The organism is Methylophaga muralis (assembly GCF_001720165.1).
Classification (GTDB): Bacteria; Pseudomonadota; Gammaproteobacteria; order Nitrosococcales; family Methylophagaceae; genus Methylophaga; species Methylophaga muralis.
Genome location: NZ_MCRI01000006.1, coordinates 73,226 through 92,112 on the forward strand (window position 1 = coordinate 73,226; position 18,887 = coordinate 92,112).

16 protein-coding genes and 1 pseudogene are annotated in these 18,887 nt (G+C 45.2%); 8 read left to right on the forward strand and 9 right to left on the reverse strand.

Translation table 11 applies throughout. From position 1 onward, the window contains the following. Window positions 1-3 precede the first annotated feature (3 nt). On the reverse strand, window positions 4-1,050 hold the full coding sequence (locus A9E74_RS04615; RefSeq protein WP_069295475.1) for an FAD:protein FMN transferase: 1,047 nt from the start codon (window positions 1,048-1,050) through the stop codon (window positions 4-6). Continuing rightward, window positions 1,047-1,991 (reverse strand): glutathione synthase, encoded by a 945-nt coding sequence (gene gshB, locus A9E74_RS04620; protein WP_069295476.1) that lies wholly within the window; start codon window positions 1,989-1,991, stop codon window positions 1,047-1,049. The genes A9E74_RS04615 and gshB overlap by 4 nt, the downstream gene beginning before the upstream one ends. A gap of 179 nt (window positions 1,992-2,170) precedes the next feature. Between gshB and glyQ the strand changes: the two genes are divergently transcribed. Genes glyQ through A9E74_RS04645 form a run of 5 tightly spaced genes read left to right on the forward strand, consistent with a single transcriptional unit; the run spans window position 2,171 to window position 8,553 of the window. Further along, window positions 2,171-3,106 carry a glycine--tRNA ligase subunit alpha gene (gene glyQ / locus A9E74_RS04625; protein WP_069295477.1) on the forward strand — a complete coding sequence of 312 codons (936 nt, stop codon included), beginning with the start codon at window positions 2,171-2,173 and terminating at the stop codon, window positions 3,104-3,106. Beyond that, the gene (gene glyS / locus A9E74_RS04630) at window positions 3,103-5,181 is read left to right on the forward strand and encodes a glycine--tRNA ligase subunit beta (protein ID WP_069295478.1); all 2,079 of its coding nucleotides are present in this window, start codon (window positions 3,103-3,105) and stop codon (window positions 5,179-5,181) included. The genes glyQ and glyS overlap by 4 nt, the downstream gene beginning before the upstream one ends. A 9-nt stretch (window positions 5,182-5,190) precedes the next feature. After that, the gene (gene gmhB / locus A9E74_RS04635) at window positions 5,191-5,730 is read left to right on the forward strand and encodes a D-glycero-beta-D-manno-heptose 1,7-bisphosphate 7-phosphatase (protein ID WP_069295479.1); all 540 of its coding nucleotides are present in this window, start codon (window positions 5,191-5,193) and stop codon (window positions 5,728-5,730) included. Beyond that, on the forward strand, window positions 5,730-6,485 hold the full coding sequence (locus A9E74_RS04640; RefSeq protein ID WP_069295480.1) for a lysophospholipid acyltransferase family protein: 756 nt from the start codon (window positions 5,730-5,732) through the stop codon (window positions 6,483-6,485). Before gmhB ends, A9E74_RS04640 begins: the two co-directional genes overlap by 1 nt. Then, window positions 6,472-8,553 carry an EAL domain-containing protein gene (locus tag A9E74_RS04645; RefSeq protein WP_069295481.1) on the forward strand — a complete coding sequence of 694 codons (2,082 nt, stop codon included), beginning with the start codon at window positions 6,472-6,474 and terminating at the stop codon, window positions 8,551-8,553. The genes A9E74_RS04640 and A9E74_RS04645 overlap by 14 nt, the downstream gene beginning before the upstream one ends. Before the next feature lie 65 nt (window positions 8,554-8,618). Here A9E74_RS04645 and htpX read toward each other — a convergent pair. The 5 genes and pseudogenes from htpX to A9E74_RS04670 all read right to left on the reverse strand — a co-directional run bounded on the left by htpX (window position 8,619) and on the right by A9E74_RS04670 (window position 13,523). Next, window positions 8,619-9,499 (reverse strand): annotated as a pseudogene (gene htpX, locus A9E74_RS04650) (protease HtpX). Window positions 9,500-9,553: 54 nt separating this feature from the next. Then, window positions 9,554-10,669 (reverse strand): ATP-grasp domain-containing protein, encoded by a 1,116-nt coding sequence (locus A9E74_RS04655; RefSeq protein WP_069295482.1) that lies wholly within the window; start codon window positions 10,667-10,669, stop codon window positions 9,554-9,556. A gap of 19 nt (window positions 10,670-10,688) precedes the next feature. Further along, complete coding sequence (locus tag A9E74_RS04660) at window positions 10,689-11,594, reverse strand: NAD(P)-dependent methylenetetrahydromethanopterin dehydrogenase (RefSeq protein ID WP_069295483.1); 906 nt, start codon at window positions 11,592-11,594, stop codon at window positions 10,689-10,691. Between the two features lies 1 nt (window position 11,595). Further along, window positions 11,596-12,648 (reverse strand): beta-ribofuranosylaminobenzene 5'-phosphate synthase family protein, encoded by a 1,053-nt coding sequence (locus A9E74_RS04665; protein WP_069295484.1) that lies wholly within the window; start codon window positions 12,646-12,648, stop codon window positions 11,596-11,598. Between the two features lie 8 nt (window positions 12,649-12,656). Then, entirely contained in the window at window positions 12,657-13,523 is an 867-nt protein-coding gene (locus A9E74_RS04670; RefSeq protein WP_245652050.1) for an NAD(P)-dependent methylenetetrahydromethanopterin dehydrogenase, read from the reverse strand. A gap of 214 nt (window positions 13,524-13,737) precedes the next feature. Here A9E74_RS04670 and A9E74_RS04675 point away from each other — a divergent pair, with 214 nt between their 5' ends. Then, the gene (locus A9E74_RS04675; protein ID WP_069295486.1) at window positions 13,738-14,097 is read left to right on the forward strand and encodes a hypothetical protein; all 360 of its coding nucleotides are present in this window, start codon (window positions 13,738-13,740) and stop codon (window positions 14,095-14,097) included. A gap of 64 nt (window positions 14,098-14,161) precedes the next feature. Here the strand turns inward: A9E74_RS04675 and A9E74_RS04680 are convergent, their stop codons facing one another. Together A9E74_RS04680 and A9E74_RS04685 are read right to left on the reverse strand one after the other, a co-directional pair. Then, entirely contained in the window at window positions 14,162-14,956 is a 795-nt protein-coding gene (locus A9E74_RS04680; RefSeq protein ID WP_069295487.1) for a quinoprotein dehydrogenase-associated SoxYZ-like carrier, read from the reverse strand. Window positions 14,957-14,979: 23 nt separating this feature from the next. After that, window positions 14,980-15,912 (reverse strand): quinoprotein relay system zinc metallohydrolase 2, encoded by a 933-nt coding sequence (locus A9E74_RS04685; protein WP_069295488.1) that lies wholly within the window; start codon window positions 15,910-15,912, stop codon window positions 14,980-14,982. Window positions 15,913-16,003: 91 nt separating this feature from the next. Between A9E74_RS04685 and gltX the strand changes: the two genes are divergently transcribed. Then, window positions 16,004-17,407, forward strand: coding sequence for a glutamate--tRNA ligase (gene gltX, locus A9E74_RS04690; RefSeq protein WP_069295489.1), 1,404 nt, complete (start codon window positions 16,004-16,006; stop codon window positions 17,405-17,407). A 205-nt stretch (window positions 17,408-17,612) separates the two neighbouring features. Further along, window positions 17,613-18,887 (forward strand): PQQ-dependent dehydrogenase, methanol/ethanol family (locus A9E74_RS04695; RefSeq protein WP_069295490.1); only part of this gene is annotated, 1,275 nt, incomplete at its 3' end.

Consider the following 18,887-nt stretch of genomic DNA (forward strand, 5'->3'; position numbering starts at 1 on the left):
TAATTACTCTTGCGGAATGTCGCGGATAATAGGTTCACGATCATGTCCGGTTAGCCTGACACGCTGCTGCATCGCTGGACTCATTTCAACTTCGCCATCTGCTGTGACCAACATCACCATATTCAAACCCATGTCAGCAGCAACTGTTGGCCAGTCTCTTCCCGCCACAAAAATAGCGGTAGCAGCAGCATCTGCCAACGAAGCATTCTCATGAATCACGGTGGAAGACATCGCCTGATCGGCAGGATAGCCAGTGCGTGGATCCAAAATATGTGGATAACGTTTGCCTTCATAAATAAAAAATCGTTCGTAGTCGCCAGAGCTGAAAACACTCTCATCATCGCTGACCGCAACGGAAGCCAGAACTCTGTCATGTCGCGGATGGCGAATACCAATAATCCAAGGCCGCTCACCATGTTTACCGATAGCGCGTAAATCGCCACCTATGTTAACTACAGCATGTTGAATGCCCTGTTGTTGCAATATAGCGATCGCGTTATCAACAGCATAGCCTTTGGCAAAGCCGCCAAAGCCGAGGCGAACATTGGTATTGTTACTGGTTAACAGACCATTTTCGATCTGAATATCTTCCATAGTCGGGCTATCAGCAAGCCAGGCATCAATATCATCCTGGGCTGGCGGAGGGCGGGACTCAAACCAGTTATCCTGCTCATAGCCCCATAGTTTGAACAGATTTCCGGCTGCTGGATTAAATAATTGACCACTCTCACGGGCCAAAGTCTGTGCCAGTAAAATAACTGAGGCGACTTTGTCATCGACTTCAATTGGTTCGCCAGCAGCGATGGCATCATTGATTTTGGTCAATACACTGGGCTGCCATGCATGCCACAGATCATTTACATCGGAAAAGGACTGTTCCAACGCATCAATGGTTTTGGCTGCGGCCTCCTGATCAACACCATAAAGACTGACGTCAATTTCAGTGCCAAATGCATAAAACTTGGCTTGTAACGCCCGATCGCTGTCACCGCAAGCAGTTAACAAAGTTAGACCAATAACCAATAAAAGGCTGTGTAAAACAGTCTTCATAAATGCGCCTCAATACAATTCATTAAATCCCCGGCAATATTCAGATTGAATTGCCGATCCAATTCGCGGATACAGGTCGGACTGGTGACATTGATCTCGGTAAGATAATCACCAATCACATCCAAACCAACAAATAACAAACCTTTCTCACGTAATTTCGGGCCGACCTGTTGGCAGATCCAGCGATCTCTCTCGGTTAATTCGCGACCTTCGCCGCGACCACCTGCTGCCAGGTTTCCGCGAGTTTCACCTGCTGCAGGAATCCGTGCCAGAGCATAGGGCACCGGTTCGCCGTTAATCAGTAAAATGCGTTTATCACCATCTTTGATGGCCGGTAAATATTGCTGCACCATCACCGATTTTTTGCCTTGATCGGTTAAGGTTTCGACGATCACTGAAAAATTGGGGTCGCCCTGACTGACCTTGAAAATCGATGCGCCACCCATGCCATCCAGAGGTTTGATAATAATATCGCCGTACTGTTCCTGAAACTCCCGCATCAGCTCTTTCTTGCGAGTCACCAGGGTCGGCGGGCAGCATTGTGGAAACCAGGCAGTGAATAATTTCTCATTAGCATCACGCAGGCTTTGCGGATGATTCACCACTAATACACCTTCAGACTGAGCTTGTTCCAGCAGATAAGTGCTGTAGATATATTCCATATCAAACGGCGGATCCTTGCGCATCAGGATCGCATCCAGCTCGTTCAGCCTGCGTGTTTTGGCTTCGCCTAACTGAAACCAATTATTGGCATCTTCGGTGACATGCAGATCTCGCATACTGGCCATGACTTTTCCCTGGCTCAGATACAAATCCTGCTGTTCCATATATTGGATAGTCCAGCCTTTGGCCTGAGCGGCCAAAAGCATCGCAAAACTGCTGTCTTTTTTGATATTGATGGCCGAAATGGGGTCCATCACGATGCCGATTAGTCGCGACATGATTCTGCTCTTTAACGTTTCAAGGGTCGCTGCATTGTACCGTATCTGTTTCCTCACGGTGGCAGTCACAAAATACCATTACCAGCAAAGGCTTTAATGATTGCTGAGTTGTCTCTACAAGCCATGGTGTTATTCGCTATAATCAGTGCATTTTTAGTCATGCGAAGACAATTTTCTCAATGAGTGATTCTGCGGCAACTGTGGCGGCCACGCCAAAAACCTTTCAAGAGCTGATTCTGCGTTTGCAACAATACTGGGCAGAGCAAGGCTGTGTGTTATTGCAACCCTATGATATGGAAGTGGGGGCAGGTACTTTCCACCCGGCAACATTTTTACGGGCGATAGGCCCGGAGCCATGGAGTGCGGCTTATGTCCAGCCTTCCCGTCGACCGACTGATGGTCGTTATGGTGATAACCCCAATCGATTGCAGCACTATTATCAGTTTCAGGTGTTGATCAAACCATCACCGTTGAATATTCAGGAACTGTATCTTGGCTCATTACGCATGCTGGGAATCGATACCGCAATTCATGATATTCGGTTTGTTGAAGATAACTGGGAATCACCGACTTTAGGTGCCTGGGGATTGGGCTGGGAAGTCTGGCTCAACGGCATGGAGGTGACACAGTTCACCTACTTCCAGCAAGTTGGCGGGCTTGAATGTAAGCCCGTAAGCGGTGAAATCACTTATGGTCTGGAACGTATCGCTATGTATCTGCAAGGTGTTGCCAGTGTTTACGATCTGGTCTGGGCCGATGGGCCATTAGGCAAAGTCACTTACGGCGATGTGTTTCATCAGAACGAAGTCGAAATGTCGACCTATAACTTTGAACATGCCAATACCGAACATCTGTTTCAGCAGTTCGATAATTGTGAAAAAGAGAGTGAACGAATGATTGCAGCGGGATTGCCATTACCTGCTTATGAAATGGTGTTGAAAGCATCACATACCTTTAACCTGCTGGATGCACGTAAAGCGATTTCGGTTACAGAAAGACAGCGTTTTATCCTGCGCGTCAGAACGTTGGCCAGAGCAGTTGCTCAGGCTTATTACGACCGCCGTGAGTCATTAGGCTTCCCGATGTTAGCCAACCAGGAAGAGGTGCAGTCATGAGCGATGTACGTGATTTTCTGTTGGAACTGGGTACCGAAGAGTTACCACCAAAGGCTTTGTCGACTTTGAGTGATGCTTTACTCAAAGGGATTGAAAAAGGATTAACTGAGGCAGAACTCACTTTCTCAACTTCCAAAGCCTATGCCAGTCCTCGTCGTTTAGCGGTAGTGATCACCGGACTGCAGACTCATCAGGCCGATCGTAATATCGAAAAGCGTGGTCCCGCTGTTACCGCTGGTTTTGATGAAGATGGCAACCCGACCAAAGCGTTGCAGGGCTTTGCCCGCTCCTGCGGTGTGGAAGTTGATGCATTGGAAACACTGCAAACCGATAAAGGGGCTTGGCTGGTCTATCGCGAACAACAAGCTGGCCAAGCTGCCACTGAGTTAATGCCAGAAATTGTCAAGCAGGCACTGGCGGCATTGCCGATTCCCAAGCGCATGCGCTGGGGCAGTTTGTCTGAAGAATTTGTAAGGCCGGTGCATTGGCTGGTGTTGATGCTGGGTGATGAGATTATTCCGGCCAGCCTGCTGGGTGTGCAATCTAATCAACTAAGTTATGGACATCGTTTTCATCATCCCCAGGCGATTCGAATCAGCAGTCCACAGACCTATGCGCCGCAATTGCTCAGCGAAGGCCATGTGATGGTCGATTTTGCAGAGCGTCGTGAAGCTATTCGTGGGCAGGTAAGTGAATTGGCCAGCCAACTGGGTGGACAAGCCATTATTGATGACGAATTGCTGGATGAAGTTACTGGACTGGTGGAATGGCCAGTTGCCTTGTCGGGTGAGTTTGAAAAACGGTTTCTCGAACTGCCATCGCAAGCTTTGATCTCATCTATGCAGGGACATCAAAAATATTTCCCGGTAGAAGATGCCACTGGCAAGTTACTGCCTTATTTTATTACCGTTTGTAATATTGAAAGTCGTGATCCGGCGCAGGTTATTGCCGGTAATGAACGAGTCATTCTGCCTCGCTTAAGTGATGCAGCATTTTTCTGGGATACCGATAGAAAACGCCCACTGGCAGATCGTCAGGAACAACTCAAAACCATCGTGTTCCAGAATCAATTGGGCACGGTCTATGACAAATCCCAGCGTGTTGCCAAGTTGGCTGGTTTTATTGCAGGCAAAATTGGTGGTGATATAGCACTGGCCGAACGTGCCTCTATGTTGGCTAAATGTGATTTGGTTACCGAAATGGTCGGTGAATTCCCGGAACTGCAAGGCATTATGGGCAGTTTTTATGCCCGTCTGGATGGTGAGCAGGAAGAACTTGCCTTGGCAATGGATGAGCAATATTTACCTCGTTTTGCTGGAGACATTTTACCGCAGGGTAAAACCGGTCAAGCACTGAGTCTGGCCGAGAAAATCGATACCTTATGCGGTTTGTTTGGTATCGGTCAGCCACCATCAGGTGCCAAGGATCCATTTGCTCTACGTCGAGCTGCGTTGGGTGTGCTGAGAATAATTATTGAAAATAATCTGGATCTGGATCTTGCTGAGCTTTTACAGCAATCGGTCGGAAACTTTGATACACAACTGACCGAAACAGATGTTGTCGCTCCGGTAATGCAATATCTGTTTGACCGTTTACGCGGTTATGCGGCTGATGCCGGTCAACATGGCGATGTATTTGAGGCTGTTTTGGCGTTACAACCTACCCGTCCATTGGATTTCATGCAGCGGATGCAGGCTGTATCAGCTTTCCGTGAAATGGAGCAGGCTGAAGCGTTGGCGGCAGGAAATAAACGTATTGATAATATTCTGCGTAAAAATGGCGCTTATGAAGCGGATCACCAGTTAAATCCCGCGTTACTTGAAGAAACAGCTGAACAACAACTCGCAGAAACTTTAAAACGTGTATCCGCAGATGTTGAACCGTTGATGCAGCAAGCCGATTACACCGGAGTATTACGCAGACTAGCCGATATGCGCGAGAGTATTGATGCGTTTTTTGACGAAGTGATGGTTATGGCAGAAGATGAAGCCATTCGTCATAATCGTCTGGCGTTATTAAATCAGACTCGGGCGTTGTTCCTGGGTGTGGCGGATATTTCCCGATTACAAAATTAGGATGCGTATATGTCGCTGATAATTCTCGATCGTGATGGTGTGATAAACCATGATTCTGATGATTTTATTAAATCGCCGGCAGAATGGGAGCCTATCGAGGGCAGTCTGGAAGCCATTGCGAGGCTGAATTATGCTGGATATCGGGTGGTGATCATTACTAACCAGTCTGGCATTGCCAGAGGTTTGCTGGATGTCGAAACCCTCAACCGTATCCACAGCAAAATGCGACGCATGCTGGCGCAAGTCGGTGGACGCATCGAGGCCATTTTTTTCTGCCCGCATGGCCCGGATGATAATTGCGATTGCCGTAAACCTAAGGATGCAGCATTTAAAGAACTAGCGCATCGCTTGCGGGTAAAGCTAGATCATGTTCCTGCGGTAGGTGATTCGTTACGTGATATTCAGGCTGCACAATCGGCTGGTGCCAAACCAATACTGGTGCGTACTGGTAAAGGCGAAAAAACCTTTAAGAAAGGTATCCCGAAAGGCGTGCCGGTGTATGACAATCTGGCTGCTGTAGCCGATGCATTATTGGAAGCCGCGATTTGATGCAGACTTTCCGTTCTTTTATTTTCATGATTGTCTACGCTCTGACGGCCATTCTATTTTCGGTCATTGGAGTACTGATCTGGCCAATATTGCCATTCAAACAACGATACTGGGTAGTCAGCCGCTGGGCGGTAATGAATATCTGGCTGCTGAAAGTGATTTGTGGTTTGAAACTGGAAGTTGAAGGACGAGAAAATATTCCGACTGAACCGTGTGTGATTTTATGCAAACATCAATCTGCCTGGGAAACCTTAGCGTTACAGGCAGTGTTTCCAGCTCAGGTCTGGGTCTTGAAACGCGAATTATTGTGGATCCCGTTTTTTGGTTGGGGACTCGCTTCATTAAGACCTATTGCCATTGATCGTAATGCTGGCCGACAAGCCTTGAATCAGGTGATTGAGCAAGGTAAAGAAAGGTTACAATCAGGTGCGATGGTGGTGGTATTTCCTGAAGGAACTCGTCTGCCACCCGGCACTATGGGACGCTTTGGTATCGGTGGTGCTCGATTAGCTGTGGATGCAGCTGTACCGGTCGTGCCAGTAGCGCATAATGCAGGTAGTTTTTGGGCAAAAAGAGGCTTCCTGAAGCGACCAGGTGTGATCAAAATGGTAATTGGCGCTAAGATTAACACTCAGGATTTATCGGCAAATGCCGTTAACCAACAAGCGTATGACTGGATGACATTATCCATGACCCAATTGGAAGGGAAAATACCGGTGCAATTTAATAAAGGCGAGCAGCGTGGCGAGAGCTGAAGGCATTTTACGGTTATTGATTGTTGATGATTCGCTGACGGAAGCTGATGCTGTTATCAATACCCTACGCAGTGCCGGTCATGCTGTCAGAGCTGGACGCGAGGATGACTTTGATGCCGTCGAAAAGTGTCTGGCCAAACAAAGCTGGGATCTGCTTATTTGCCGCGATCATTTACCAGCATTGGCTCCAATTGAAATTGTTAATTTAATAAAACACCTCGGCAAGGATTTACCTTGTGTTGTCATTACTGACGATAAAAATGCCGAAAAAGAGTTGTTTCGCAGTGGCGTACAAGATGTCATTTTAAAAGGTGATGTGGAACGATTGAAGTTTGTCGCTGAGCGTGAACTGGATAATTTATTTATGCGCCGTTTAGGGCGACGTAATGAACGGGCGCTGCGTGAGAGCGAAAAACGTTCACGAGCGTTACTGGAAAGTTCACGTGATGCGGTGGCGTATATGCATGAAGGTATGCATATCTATGTCAATCGTGCTTACCTCACTCTGTTTGGTTATCAAGATCAGGAGGATGTTGATGGTTTACCGATTCTGGATTTGATTGATAGTGAAGATCATGCCAAGTTCAAAATGGTGTTTCGCCAATTTACCGAACAAGCCGATGCCAAACCAGCCACTGTAACTGTTCAATGCTTGAAAAGCGGTGGCTATGCTTTTGTTGCTGATATCGAATTCAGTCATGCTCAGGTGGAAGGCGAGGATTGTACTCAGGTTGTGGTGCGTGACCGAAACGTCGCTGTCAGTGATGATAATGAACAGTTAAAACGAGTACGCGATTTTGATTCTTTAACAGGTTTATATAGCCGTACGCGCTTTGTGGATGAACTCCAATTTGCGGTTAATCAAGCAGCTGAAAACCAGAGTGATTCGGCTTTGTTGTATATGGTGCTCGATAACTTTCAGCAAATAAAAGAAATGGTTGGTCTCGCCACCAGTGACTCTGTCATTAAAAGTGTTGGCGAGCTGCTATTGAACATGGCTGAAGAAGGGGAAAAGTTAGGCCGTTATGGCGACCAGATTTTTACCATTGTGATTCCAAGTGTAGAAGAAAGTTATGTTAATGATAGAGCTCAAGCCTATCTGAAAACGATTGATGAGTTTGTCTCTCATGCCAACGGAAAAATCATTGATTTACATTGCAGCATTGGTATTGCACGTATAAGTGAAAATGTCGCTTCCGCCCAGACTGCTTTGGAAAATGCCGATAAGGCTTGCACCCAGGCGCAGCATGCTGGCGGCAATCAAGTCGCCAGATTCAAGGAAAAGTTATTACAGACAGAGGTTGATGATCTGTCGGTCTGGCAATCAATTTTACAAAATGCCTTAAGCAAAGATTTATTTAGTCTGCATTTTCAGCCAATTGTTGGTTTGCATGGTCCGCAGCAGGAGTTGTATGACGTTTTATTAAGGCTGCAGGACAGTGATAAAACAATACGCGCCGAAGAGTTTATTCAGCACGCCATCAAACTGCAGATGATGACGGAAGTAGATAAATGGGTGATTCGTACAGCGCTAAAAAAACTTTCTGAACATCGAAAAATACATCCTAAAACACGATTTTTTATTAAGCTTTCCGAACAGACGCTGCGTGAAAAAGACTATGTGAACTGGTTATCGGCTACGTTATCCGCGCACAATCTTACTGGGCAGGCGTTGATCTTTGAAATCAGTGAAACGGCCGCTTTAGAGAATCTGGAAGATACTAAAAATACCATTGCCAAGCTTAAGGCCATTGGTTGTGAGTTTGGATTAGAGCATTTTGGATCGGGGATCGATTTCTCGCAAAGTCTGAGCGTTTTGGATGTTGATTATCTGAAAATTAACGGCAATTTTGTCGAAAACATGGCCAATGACGCCGAAAATCAGGCAGCGATTAAAGCGATTGTTGAAATGGCAAAACAGGCAGGCAAACGCACGATAGCCGAGTTTGTTTCTGATGCCGTGAGTATGGCTCTGCTGTGGCGGTTAGGAGCTGATTACGCCCAAGGATTTTATATTCATAAACCTTCAGACCAGCTTGATTACAACTTTGAAGAAGAAGATCTCTAACACTGTTCACGAATAAAAAAGCCGGTTATAAACCGGCTTTTTTTTGTGGTCACCTCTATGGTGATCTAGCGACGTCCTGTGCGTAATGCTTCAATACGTTTTTCCAGAGGAGGGTGGGTCATAAACAGTGCGCTGATACCACCGCGTCCACCGGAAATACCCATTGCATGAAGTTGATCTGGTAACGGCTCATCAGAAGTTCCAGCCAGGCGTTGCAATGCAGCGACCATTTTTCCTGAGCCTACCAAGCGGCTGCGCCGGCATCAGCTCGAAACTCACGTTGGCGACTAAACCACATAACGATAATACTGGCGAGTATACCCAATACTAATTCGGCAATGATTGAGGTGATCCAGAATGCCGGGCCATGACCTCGCTCTGTTTTAAATACCACGCGGTCCACCAAATGACCGATAACACGCGCCAATACAATAACAAAGGTATTCACCACACCTTGAATCAACGCCATCGTCACCATGTCACCATTCGCTACGTGACTGACTTCATGAGCAAGTACCGCCTCAACCTCATCTTGCGTCATTGATTGCATCAAGCCGGAACTGACTGCAACCAAGGCATTATTTCGGTTCATGCCTGTAGCAAAGGCGTTAGGTTGGGGTGAGTTATAAATAGCAACTTCCGGCATGCCAATACCAGCTTGTTGTGCCTGACGCGCCACAGTATCGACCAGCCATTTTTCAGTCTGATTTTTAGGTGCGGTTATCACCTGAGCGCCTGTCAGGCGTTTTGCTGTCCATTTTGAAATTGCCAATGAAATAAATGAACCACTAAAACCAATCACTGCAGCAAAAATCAGCAACGAAGTCATATTCAAACCAGAGCCTTGCTCATCCAGCAGACTGTCAATGCCGAGTAATCGCATCGTCACGCTTAATACCGCTAGCACCGCTATATTGGTGGCGAGATACAACATGATTCGTTTCATTCGAAGTTCCTTAAGAGTAAGTTGTCAGTAATATGGGTAGTGCGTAGTGTGTTTTCAAGCTGAGACCGATAAATTTTCAATCAATTTGTTTGCAACTGCATGACCATCAAAATGATCTGGATCCGCATTGTTCAGCTCTAACAATAAACTGCAAAGGATATTGCCTGCTTCAATAATACTGCCTGCTGCCGGCAGATCGAAACAATAATCTGGCCAATCAAATTCTGCCGGTATCGTTATTTTGTGTGGTGCGAAACAGAACCATAAGAATCGTTTTCTGCTGGCAAGTTCAATAGGTATTTCAGGCAAATGACCGGCGGAGCTCAATAGCTGCCAACGGATAAGCGGCAAATCTTCAGGGAGTAATTGGCAGGAGGCAGTGGGACGGGGATTGATTTCCAGCAGGAAAATCTCACCAGATTTATCTACCATAAAATCCAATGACATTATGCCTGCTAAATTAAGATGCCGAATAAGCTTTTGCAATGCGTCATTGATAGTTTGAAGTTGATTTTTATTAAGCAGAAAATGGTTGCTAATGGCTTGTAGGCTGAAATCATTTAAAGCATTATTTTTATTAAATTGCTGATTAAGAAGTAATAGATGAAAGTCACTTCCATTTGCCAGAAACAATACCGAAGCACTGATGCCTTCTATTTGTTGCTGAAAATAAACATCGCTGTTTTGAGTGGTAGAGTCTGCAGCGATTATGTGGCTTCCACCCCATGCACCGACGGACTTCGCTAACCATTTTCCTTCGAACAATTGACCTTTGGTAAATCGAGTTGATGGATGCGGCAATCCTAAATTTTCAAGCAGACCTATCCATTTTGTCGGAGTTGAAAGCTGTTCAATACTGTTTAGAGATGAACCGATATAGCTGATATGAGGAGGCAGCTCTGCTAGCAGAGGGTAGAAACTTTCGATACCTGTACCGAAAATTAGGCAGCAAGGCTGATCGTCACTTAAGCGAATGATCACCTGTAACCATTTATGAAGATTTGCTTTATTTGGAGGAGGCAGTTTGAGATATCGATCAGCAACATTGAGTGTATCAACATCACCAAAACAATCAGCAACACGGACTTGATAGCCTTCTCGTGCTGCTGATTGCGCCAACATTCGTCCACTTTGAGCGACGACTAGCAGGAGCTTGGGACGTTCAAGCATGTCCGGCTCCTATTTGTTTTTAAACCAGTTTGCGTGCACCTTCAAAAGCATTACGGAAATCCAGATAGACCGGTTTATCGCTCTCTAATGTTTCTTTGAGCAAGGCTTGTTGCAGTTTGTATTTCACATTACCTACAGCCAGTGCACCGATACCTACTGATTTAGGACATTGTGGTGCAAATTTCAGTGGTTCACCATTATGCATCAGCTCAACGCCTTCGATACCTAATGGTGCAACAGCGTTTACATCACCAGCCACTTTTAATTGTTTGGCATCTTCAAGTACTGATGCATTCAATACTTGAACACCCGCTTTAGCAGTACAGAAAACCACATCGGCATCGCTTAACAAACGCGCTTTATCGGCATCAGAGGCCGCAGTTGTGGCTCGTAAATTTACACCATAACGTTTACGCGCTTCGTCAGAGAATTGCAGCGCAGTATCTAAGGAAAAGTGATCGACAATTGTTGTGTGCGCCCCTTGCAGGGCGGCAATAACGGCGGTTGCTAAGCCAACAGGGCCTGTACCACCAAACACTACGGCTTTACAACCTTTGTAATCTTGGTTGAAATGCTTTTTAAGTTCACGTTCAACACAGGCTACCAACGCTGCTGCAGTGGTAAATGCACCACTTGGATCAGCAAATACTGGGATTTCAAAAGGAGGAACCATAGCTGATTTGGCTGCGTCAAGCATATCCATCGCCAGGCCGATATCTCTGCCACCGATAAAAAGACCAGTTTTTTTCACGCCAGCAGGTCCGCGAGAGAAAATAGCATCTTGCGTTAACCCCGCCACTTCATTTAACTCAACATTGTTGTACGGCATGATGAGGTCGTAACCGGCATCCAGTGCCATGTTGATATCAAAAGGACTGTTTTGCTTCATTGGGTTGAGCATATGAATGATGGAACGCTTGGACATATTAATCCCTCACTATGTTATTAAAATGTTTGGTCTGGCTGTCGATTGTAATGCTAGCACCTTGATTAACGCCAGCGGCACTGAGCAATTCGATATTTTGTAACTGTGGATCTAAATCCATCTTGCTACGTAGTTCAGCGATAAGTTGATCTGCTTGGTCTTGACTGTTGGTAAATACACAGCAGGTGGGCCCCCATGAACTTTGAGCCATGCCGTTAAATCCTAATGATTTTGCATGCTCTAAGAGCATTGCTATTGGTTTGCTGGTGTATTGACCTCCTTGGGCTGGGGCAAAATGTTGACCGATCAATGTTTGAATTTCACTGACCGCGCTACCGAACAAGTCGATATCCTGCTCGATTAACGCCGGTAATAATTGCATCAGGGTCAAGTGACAAATGCGTTGACTGTGTTGCAAAGGAAATTCTGGCAGGGTTTGAAAGGCTTGGATCTCAGTTTGCCCGTGGATACCTTGATGGTTTTTATCCATCAGCATCACCAATCGCCATTGAGATGGGAATGCTTGTTGAAATAAACGCACTGGCGTTGGTGAGTGCGGTCCTAATCCGGCATCAACCACAAACCCGCCTGTATCAAATGTGCTAATTCCGATACCTGAACGTTTGCCACGATCCAAAGCTTGCGCAATGGTTGGGGTGGGAATATCGAGTTGATGGTAGTTTGCCAACAGCTGTCCAATAACCAGAGCAAGCTGGGTACCGGAGCCAAGTCCAGCATGTTCTGGAATCAATGAATGCACATTGACTTTGGTTCGACGCAAATCTTCAGGGATATCCTTTCCCAAGGTGAGATAAAACTGATTGATCAGTTTGGTGATTTTGTTCTTGGTAGATTCTGGAACCGAGATATCAGACTGTTGCAGTCCATCAAGATCAGCAATGCTGAGTTTGGTATGGTGACTGTTAACTGCCAACCCGATACTGCCAAAATGGCGGCCTAAGCCGCCATTCAGATCCAGAAAACCAAGGTGGAGTCTTGCCGGACCCTGTACAAAAATCGTTTGATGTTGGACAGGTAAAACCGGTTGCTGCATTGTTGTCACTAGGCGTTATCAATCTTGCATGCGATATCGTAGATAGTGGTTTCGTCCAAGAACAAATCATTAGTGTCGAATAAAGAAGCGACAGCGCCACGGTGGACTTTCATTTTGAAATTACCAATTGCAATGGCACCGTAAAAGCGAACGCCTTGTTTTTCCGTTCCGTTATCCATTACTTCAATGCCTTCTACACCTAATGGTGGAACAGCATTGACGTCAGCAATAACTTCAAGAGTTTTGCTGGAAGTCCAGGTTGATTCAGGAACAATACAAACACCAGCTGGGCCGGCAGCAATTGCTACATGAGCATCTTTAAGTAACGCTTCAACAGCTTCATCACTTCGGGTTTCGCCAGGTATGACATCTACGCCGTAGGCTTTTTTCATGTGTTCTACGGTGGCTTTGCTGCGTGCCATGCTTCGGCAGGTCAATACAACTTTTGCTGCACCTTCTTTCAATAAATACAGTGCAGTGCGTTGACCTACAGGACCTGCGCCCATGATCACTACATTTTTGCCGGTAATGTCATAGTCGGTCATAACCTTGCGAGCAATGGCTGCTGCTGTAGTGTTAGAACCATTTGGATCTAGCATTACAGAAACACGTACCGGGCCAAAGAAGGCTTTTTTAACGGCTTCGCCTACTAATTCACTCGCCGCAACATTCGAACCACCGATGAAAATTGCGCTATTTTTAAGGTTTTTTCCACCACGTGTAAAGATCATGCCGTGAACATGTGCAGTGACATTGTCACGGGTCGCTCCACCATGGGCGATGATGTTATCGACACCGGAATCGTAGGCAACAGCTTGGTCAAATGTGCTCGCTACAAGATCAGTATCGAGGTGAAGCAGTAATTTTTTCATCATGTTCTCCGGCATTAAGCATGGCGTGATGTGTTATAGGTTGACACTTGATTTTACCCTATGTTTTTTGTGTGAGGAAATTAAACTGCTCCAGCGACTCGCTTAGAAAGATTGATTGGCGGTCTGTTATAGTGGCAATATCCTGCTTTTAAGTAGGAACTTATCTTTTTGATTGCCAGTCACACCAGCACCATATAATAAAACCTAGGAGTAGAGAATGAAGAAAGCCAGTCTGACAGTTCTTTTGGCCAGTATGTCAATGTTATCTGCTACAGCGTTCGCTGATGGCGTCGCTGATTTCAGCACAGTGAATAAAGTTCAATATGTGAACGATTGTATGCAAGCCAATACCAAGTTAAACCTGTATGAAGGTGTTCATAAATGTTCATGCGTGATTGATCTACTAGATGACGCTTTTACTCAGACTGAATTTGAAGATATCAGTACAGCCTATATGTATCGTAATCTTCCCGCAGATCGGGGCGCTCAGTTCCGTGATCACAAAGAATTACGTAGTGAGATAAAAAAATACGAAGAAGTTTCTGCCGCCGCCTATAAAACTTGCCGTATTCAATAACATCACTTCATTAGATTAAAAAAAAAGGCCGTTTAAACGGCCTTTTTTTTGTGTCTCTGAAAGTTTAAATCTGCTTATCCAGGCTATATGTCATTTCTTTACTGTCACTAACAACTGCTTTTAATACACCATGTTTTTGTGGGGTAAAGTTAAAACGTACGCTTGGATCTTCACTGATAGAAATTCCGGCTTCTAAGGTAATCAAGTTTTCACCAGCAAATTCAATCACCATTTCTTTAACATAGTGTGGCGGTATATAGCCACGAGTTTTTTGATCAAATTGTAAGCCACTGTTGTTAGGGTGGCTTACAACCACTTGGGCTTGAGTTGTTTCGCCGATATTAGCCTCACGCATACGGATCTGCATTTTGCCAAGCCGAGCCATCGCCGCTTCCATATCTTTACCGGCTGGTGCACTACAGCCACCAGAAGCTTTAACAAAACGAGAAACCATATGCAGAGAACCATCATTCATTTCTGCAATGGCTCGCATATCGGTGTATTGATCAATTCGCACACGAGTGGCGATATCTACTTCGCCAAGTGCTGGAGATAAGTGGAAATTGGCTGAATACGGCATCGGGTTTTTATCGATGATGATATGAATGTTTTTAATATATCTATCAGCCGTTTGTGGTTGCAGCGATTTTACGCTTATAGGAACAATCGCAGCATCTTCGGCTCTGGTGGGCGCTTCCAGCACCAACAAGTCATCTGCATTATCACGTATTTCACGATCACCAAAATAGGTTTGTTTAAGTCCCGCCCATAAATCTTGTTCTGCTGTGGTTGCATGTGCTGTAAAACTAAAACTGATCAGCATGGCGACCATGCTGGTAAAAATTGAAAAGCGCCCCATGATTTTCTCTCCCCTCGTTATTATTATTCCCACTCCAATTCAACGAATGCAGCGGTGACATTTCGACGATGATAATCTTCAAAAAGTTTCCATTTTTCAGCTTCTTGCTTGCCTACTGAGGCAATGGCTTCTTCGATGGTTCCCATATCATTAATAATGAATCGTATCTCTTCTCGAATCGTTGTCAAATAGTTCAATAACTTTTGCCAGCCAACTGATTCTTCACGCGCAAAAGCTGTTCCATGCCCAGGAATGATCATTGCTGCATTTAGTTCTATCAATTTATCAAGAGCATCAATCCAACCATTAATACTGCCATCCAGTGCCGGAACACGTTCAACAAACAGTAGATCCCCGGTCCATAAAGTACTGGTTTTGACATCATAAACTGTTAAGTCATGATCAGTGTGTGCCGTGGTATAGGCGGTTAAGATAATGGGTCGGTTACCCAAATCCAAGCGTAAAGGAGCGTCCGTGGTAACGAGAATATCGGCTTCGATAAACTCGGCTCCTTGATAGGCACTGCCTAAAATTTCTGAAAACTGTTTGGCGTAATGTTGTTGTCGACTGATCATGGCAGCCGGCGATTTTTCATGCCCGATAAATTTAGGCTTATCGTTTTTGAATGCTGCATTACCTAATATGTGGTCAGGATGAACATGTGTATTGATGACGTAGCAGATTGGCAGCTCGGTTTTTGCACGAATAGCGGCATGTAATAATTCACCTTCTCGAAAACTACCCCCACTATCAATTACCGCTACACATTCATCGCCAATAATGAATCCAACGTTAGCGATTGCCCCCAAATTTTCACTATCAGCTTCCTGATGAACACCTTGATGATAATAAACGCCCTCAGAAACCTGTTGTATCACATAGCTCTCTAATGCATCAGCCGAAGCCCTGGCTGACCAAGGAATCAATATGAATAATAATAAAATCAACAAAGGCATGCGGATGACTCTCTAAATGACGTCGCGTGAACTGATACAATAGCGCACTTTATCGCAATCTATCTATATCGCTAGCAGAGAACTTTTGACTATGACAATTCGCACGCGTTTTGCACCCAGCCCAACCGGATATTTACATGTGGGGGGCGCTCGTACCGCTCTTTTTTCCTGGTTATATGCCAGAAAACATGGAGGCCGTTTTGTTTTAAGGATTGAAGACACTGATCTGGAACGTTCGTCAGCAGAATCCGTTAATGCCATTCTCGAAGGCATGACATGGATGGGCTTGGATTATGACGAAGGCCCGTTTTATCAAACGCATCGTTTTGACCGTTACAAAGAGATTATTCAGCAGTTAATGGATCAGGGCGACGCTTATTATTGTTATTGCAGTAAAGATGAATTGGAAGCGATGCGTGAAGAGCAGCGGGCGAATAAGCAAAAACCGCGTTATAACGGCAAATGTCGTCATCTATCCACCCCGCGTGAAGGTGTAGAGCCGGTTATCCGCTTTAAAAACCCAACAGTTGGTCAAGTGGTGGTGGAAGATGCGATTCGTGGCAATGTTATTTTTGAAAACAGTGAACTGGACGATTTGATTATTGCTCGTCCAGATGGAACGCCTACCTACAATCTCACCGTGGTTGTAGATGATTTGGATATGCAGATGACCCACGTGATTCGTGGTGATGATCATTTGAATAATTCACCTCGTCAAATCAACATCTTTAAAGCATTAGGTGCGAAACCACCAGTTTTTGCTCATGTGCCGATGATCTTAGGCGATGATGGTGCACGGCTTTCCAAACGCCATGGTGCGGTCAGTGTGATGAGCTATCGTGATGCGGGATATCTTCCCGAGGCGTTACTGAATTATCTGGTTAGATTAGGCTGGTCTCACGGCGATCAAGAGATCTTTTCACTGGCTGAAATGACACAGTTATTTGATATTCAAGACGTGAATAAAGCGGCATCAAGCTTTAATACTGAGAAATTACTCTGGTTGAATCAGCACTACATTAAAACCAGCGCTCCCGAATATGTTGCTCAGCATTTGAGTTGGCATATGGGCGAGTTAGGCATCGACCCTGCAGATGGTCCTGCACTAGTGGATGTAGTGGTATTGTTACAGGAACGTGCAAAAACGCTCAAAGAGATGGCGGAATCCAGTGTGTATTTTTATCGTGATGTAGACACATACGATGAAAAAGCGGCACAAAAAAACCTTAATGAAACCAGCTTGCCATTGCTTGAAGCTGTACTCAAAGAGTTAACTGATCTCAGTAATTGGCTGGCGGAACCTATCCACGACGTAATCAAAAATTGTGCGGAAAAACATGAGGTTGGTATGGGTAAGGTGGCACAGCCTATCCGTGTTGCTATTACCGGTAATACCATTTCCCCTTCTCTAGATGCCACACTTCAGTTGTATGGACGTGAGCGCGCACTGGCAGCAATTGAGCGATCGATCTCATGGATCAAAGATCATGCCTGATTTTTAGCTAAAAATAAAGTCCTTTATTTACAATCACTTAAGTTGTCGGGAAATTATTCCCGAAAAATAGATGGAAATACTCACAAAAAACTTGAGTAAAGTTCTTGACGAACTCGGGAAGTGGGATTAAGGTTCGTCATACGCATGAGGTTCATCCCGAACAAGTCGTGACGTAAATACTAAAAAGTAAATAGAGGACAACTTTATGAAGCTGAAAACATTATCAATCGCAATGATGGGTTTAGCAGCACCAGGTCTGGTTGCTGCCGATGAACTCATCGAAATGCAAAAAAATGCTAATAACTGGGTGATGCCTGCAGGTGACTATGCAAACACTCGTTATAGCGAACTGACTCAAATTACTAAAGACAATGTCAAAGATTTGAAAATGGCTTGGTCTTTCTCAACTGGTGTTTTACGTGGCCACGAAGGTAATGCTTTGGTCATCGACGGCACTATGTACGTTCATACAGCGTTCCCAAACATCGTTTTTGCTCTTGACTTGGACAACGATGGCGCCATCATCTGGAAATATGAGCCAAAACAAAACTACGATGAAACTGTACCAGTCATGTGCTGCGATACCGTTAACCGTGGTCTGTCTTATGGCGATGGCAAAATCTTCCTGAACCAAGCTGATACAACACTTGTTGCATTAGATATGGAAACAGGTGAAGTGGTTTGGTCTGACAAACGTGATGATCCAAAAGTTGGCGCGACCAGCACAGCGGCTGCACACGTATTTAAAGACAAAGTCATCGTCGGTATTTCAGGTGGTGAATTTGGTGTTCGTGGTTATGTTCAAGCTTATGACTTCGACGGTAACGTTAAGTACAAAGCGTACAGCGTTGGTCCTGACGATGAAATGTTAGTTGACCCAGAAAAAACCATGTCTATGCTGAAACCAGTTGGCAAAGATTCTTCATTGAAATCTTGGCAGGGTGATCAGTGGAAAATCGGTGGTGGTACAACTTGGGGTTGGTATTCTTATGACCCTGACCTGAACCAGTTCTACTATGGTACAGGTAACCCATCTACTTGGAACCCAGTACAACGTCCAGGCGACAACAAATGGACAATGACACTGTTTGGTCGTGATTTAGACACTGGTATGGCGAAATGGGTTTACCAAATGACGCCTTACGATGAGTGGGACTATGACGGTGTTAACGAAAACATCCTGGTAGACCAAAACATCAAAGGCAAAATGCGTAAAATGTTAGTGCATTTTGACCGTAACGGTTTTGCATACACCATGGATCGTGAAACAGGTGAATTGTTGGTTGCTGAAAAGTTTGACCCAGCAGTTAACTGGGCTACAGGTGTTAACCTGAAAACTGGTCTGCCTGATCGTGTAGCGAAATACTCAACTGCACGTAACGGTGAAGACGTGAACACCACTGGTATCTGCCCAGCAGCATTGGGTACAAAAGATCAACAGCCAGCGGCATTCTCACCACGCACAGGTCTGTTCTATGTA

Coding starts and splice junctions, on each gene's coding strand:
- glyS (WP_069295478.1), top strand. CDS start 3,103: ATGAGCGATGTACGTGATTTTCTGTTGGAACTGGGTACCGAAGAGTTA.
- A9E74_RS04640 (WP_069295480.1), top strand. CDS start 5,730: ATGCAGACTTTCCGTTCTTTTATTTTCATGATTGTCTACGCTCTGACG.
- A9E74_RS04615 (WP_069295475.1), bottom strand. CDS start 1,050: ATGAAGACTGTTTTACACAGCCTTTTATTGGTTATTGGTCTAACTTTG.
- A9E74_RS04670 (WP_245652050.1), bottom strand. CDS start 13,523: ATGATGAAAAAATTACTGCTTCACCTCGATACTGATCTTGTAGCGAGC.
- glyQ (WP_069295477.1), top strand. CDS start 2,171: ATGAGTGATTCTGCGGCAACTGTGGCGGCCACGCCAAAAACCTTTCAA.
- A9E74_RS04680 (WP_069295487.1), bottom strand. CDS start 14,956: ATGGGGCGCTTTTCAATTTTTACCAGCATGGTCGCCATGCTGATCAGT.
- gltX (WP_069295489.1), top strand. CDS start 16,004: ATGACAATTCGCACGCGTTTTGCACCCAGCCCAACCGGATATTTACAT.
- A9E74_RS04675 (WP_069295486.1), top strand. CDS start 13,738: ATGAAGAAAGCCAGTCTGACAGTTCTTTTGGCCAGTATGTCAATGTTA.
- A9E74_RS04660 (WP_069295483.1), bottom strand. CDS start 11,594: ATGTCCAAGCGTTCCATCATTCATATGCTCAACCCAATGAAGCAAAAC.
- A9E74_RS04665 (WP_069295484.1), bottom strand. CDS start 12,648: ATGCAGCAACCGGTTTTACCTGTCCAACATCAAACGATTTTTGTACAG.
- gshB (WP_069295476.1), bottom strand. CDS start 1,991: ATGTCGCGACTAATCGGCATCGTGATGGACCCCATTTCGGCCATCAAT.
- gmhB (WP_069295479.1), top strand. CDS start 5,191: ATGTCGCTGATAATTCTCGATCGTGATGGTGTGATAAACCATGATTCT.
- A9E74_RS04655 (WP_069295482.1), bottom strand. CDS start 10,669: ATGCTTGAACGTCCCAAGCTCCTGCTAGTCGTCGCTCAAAGTGGACGA.
- A9E74_RS04685 (WP_069295488.1), bottom strand. CDS start 15,912: ATGCCTTTGTTGATTTTATTATTATTCATATTGATTCCTTGGTCAGCC.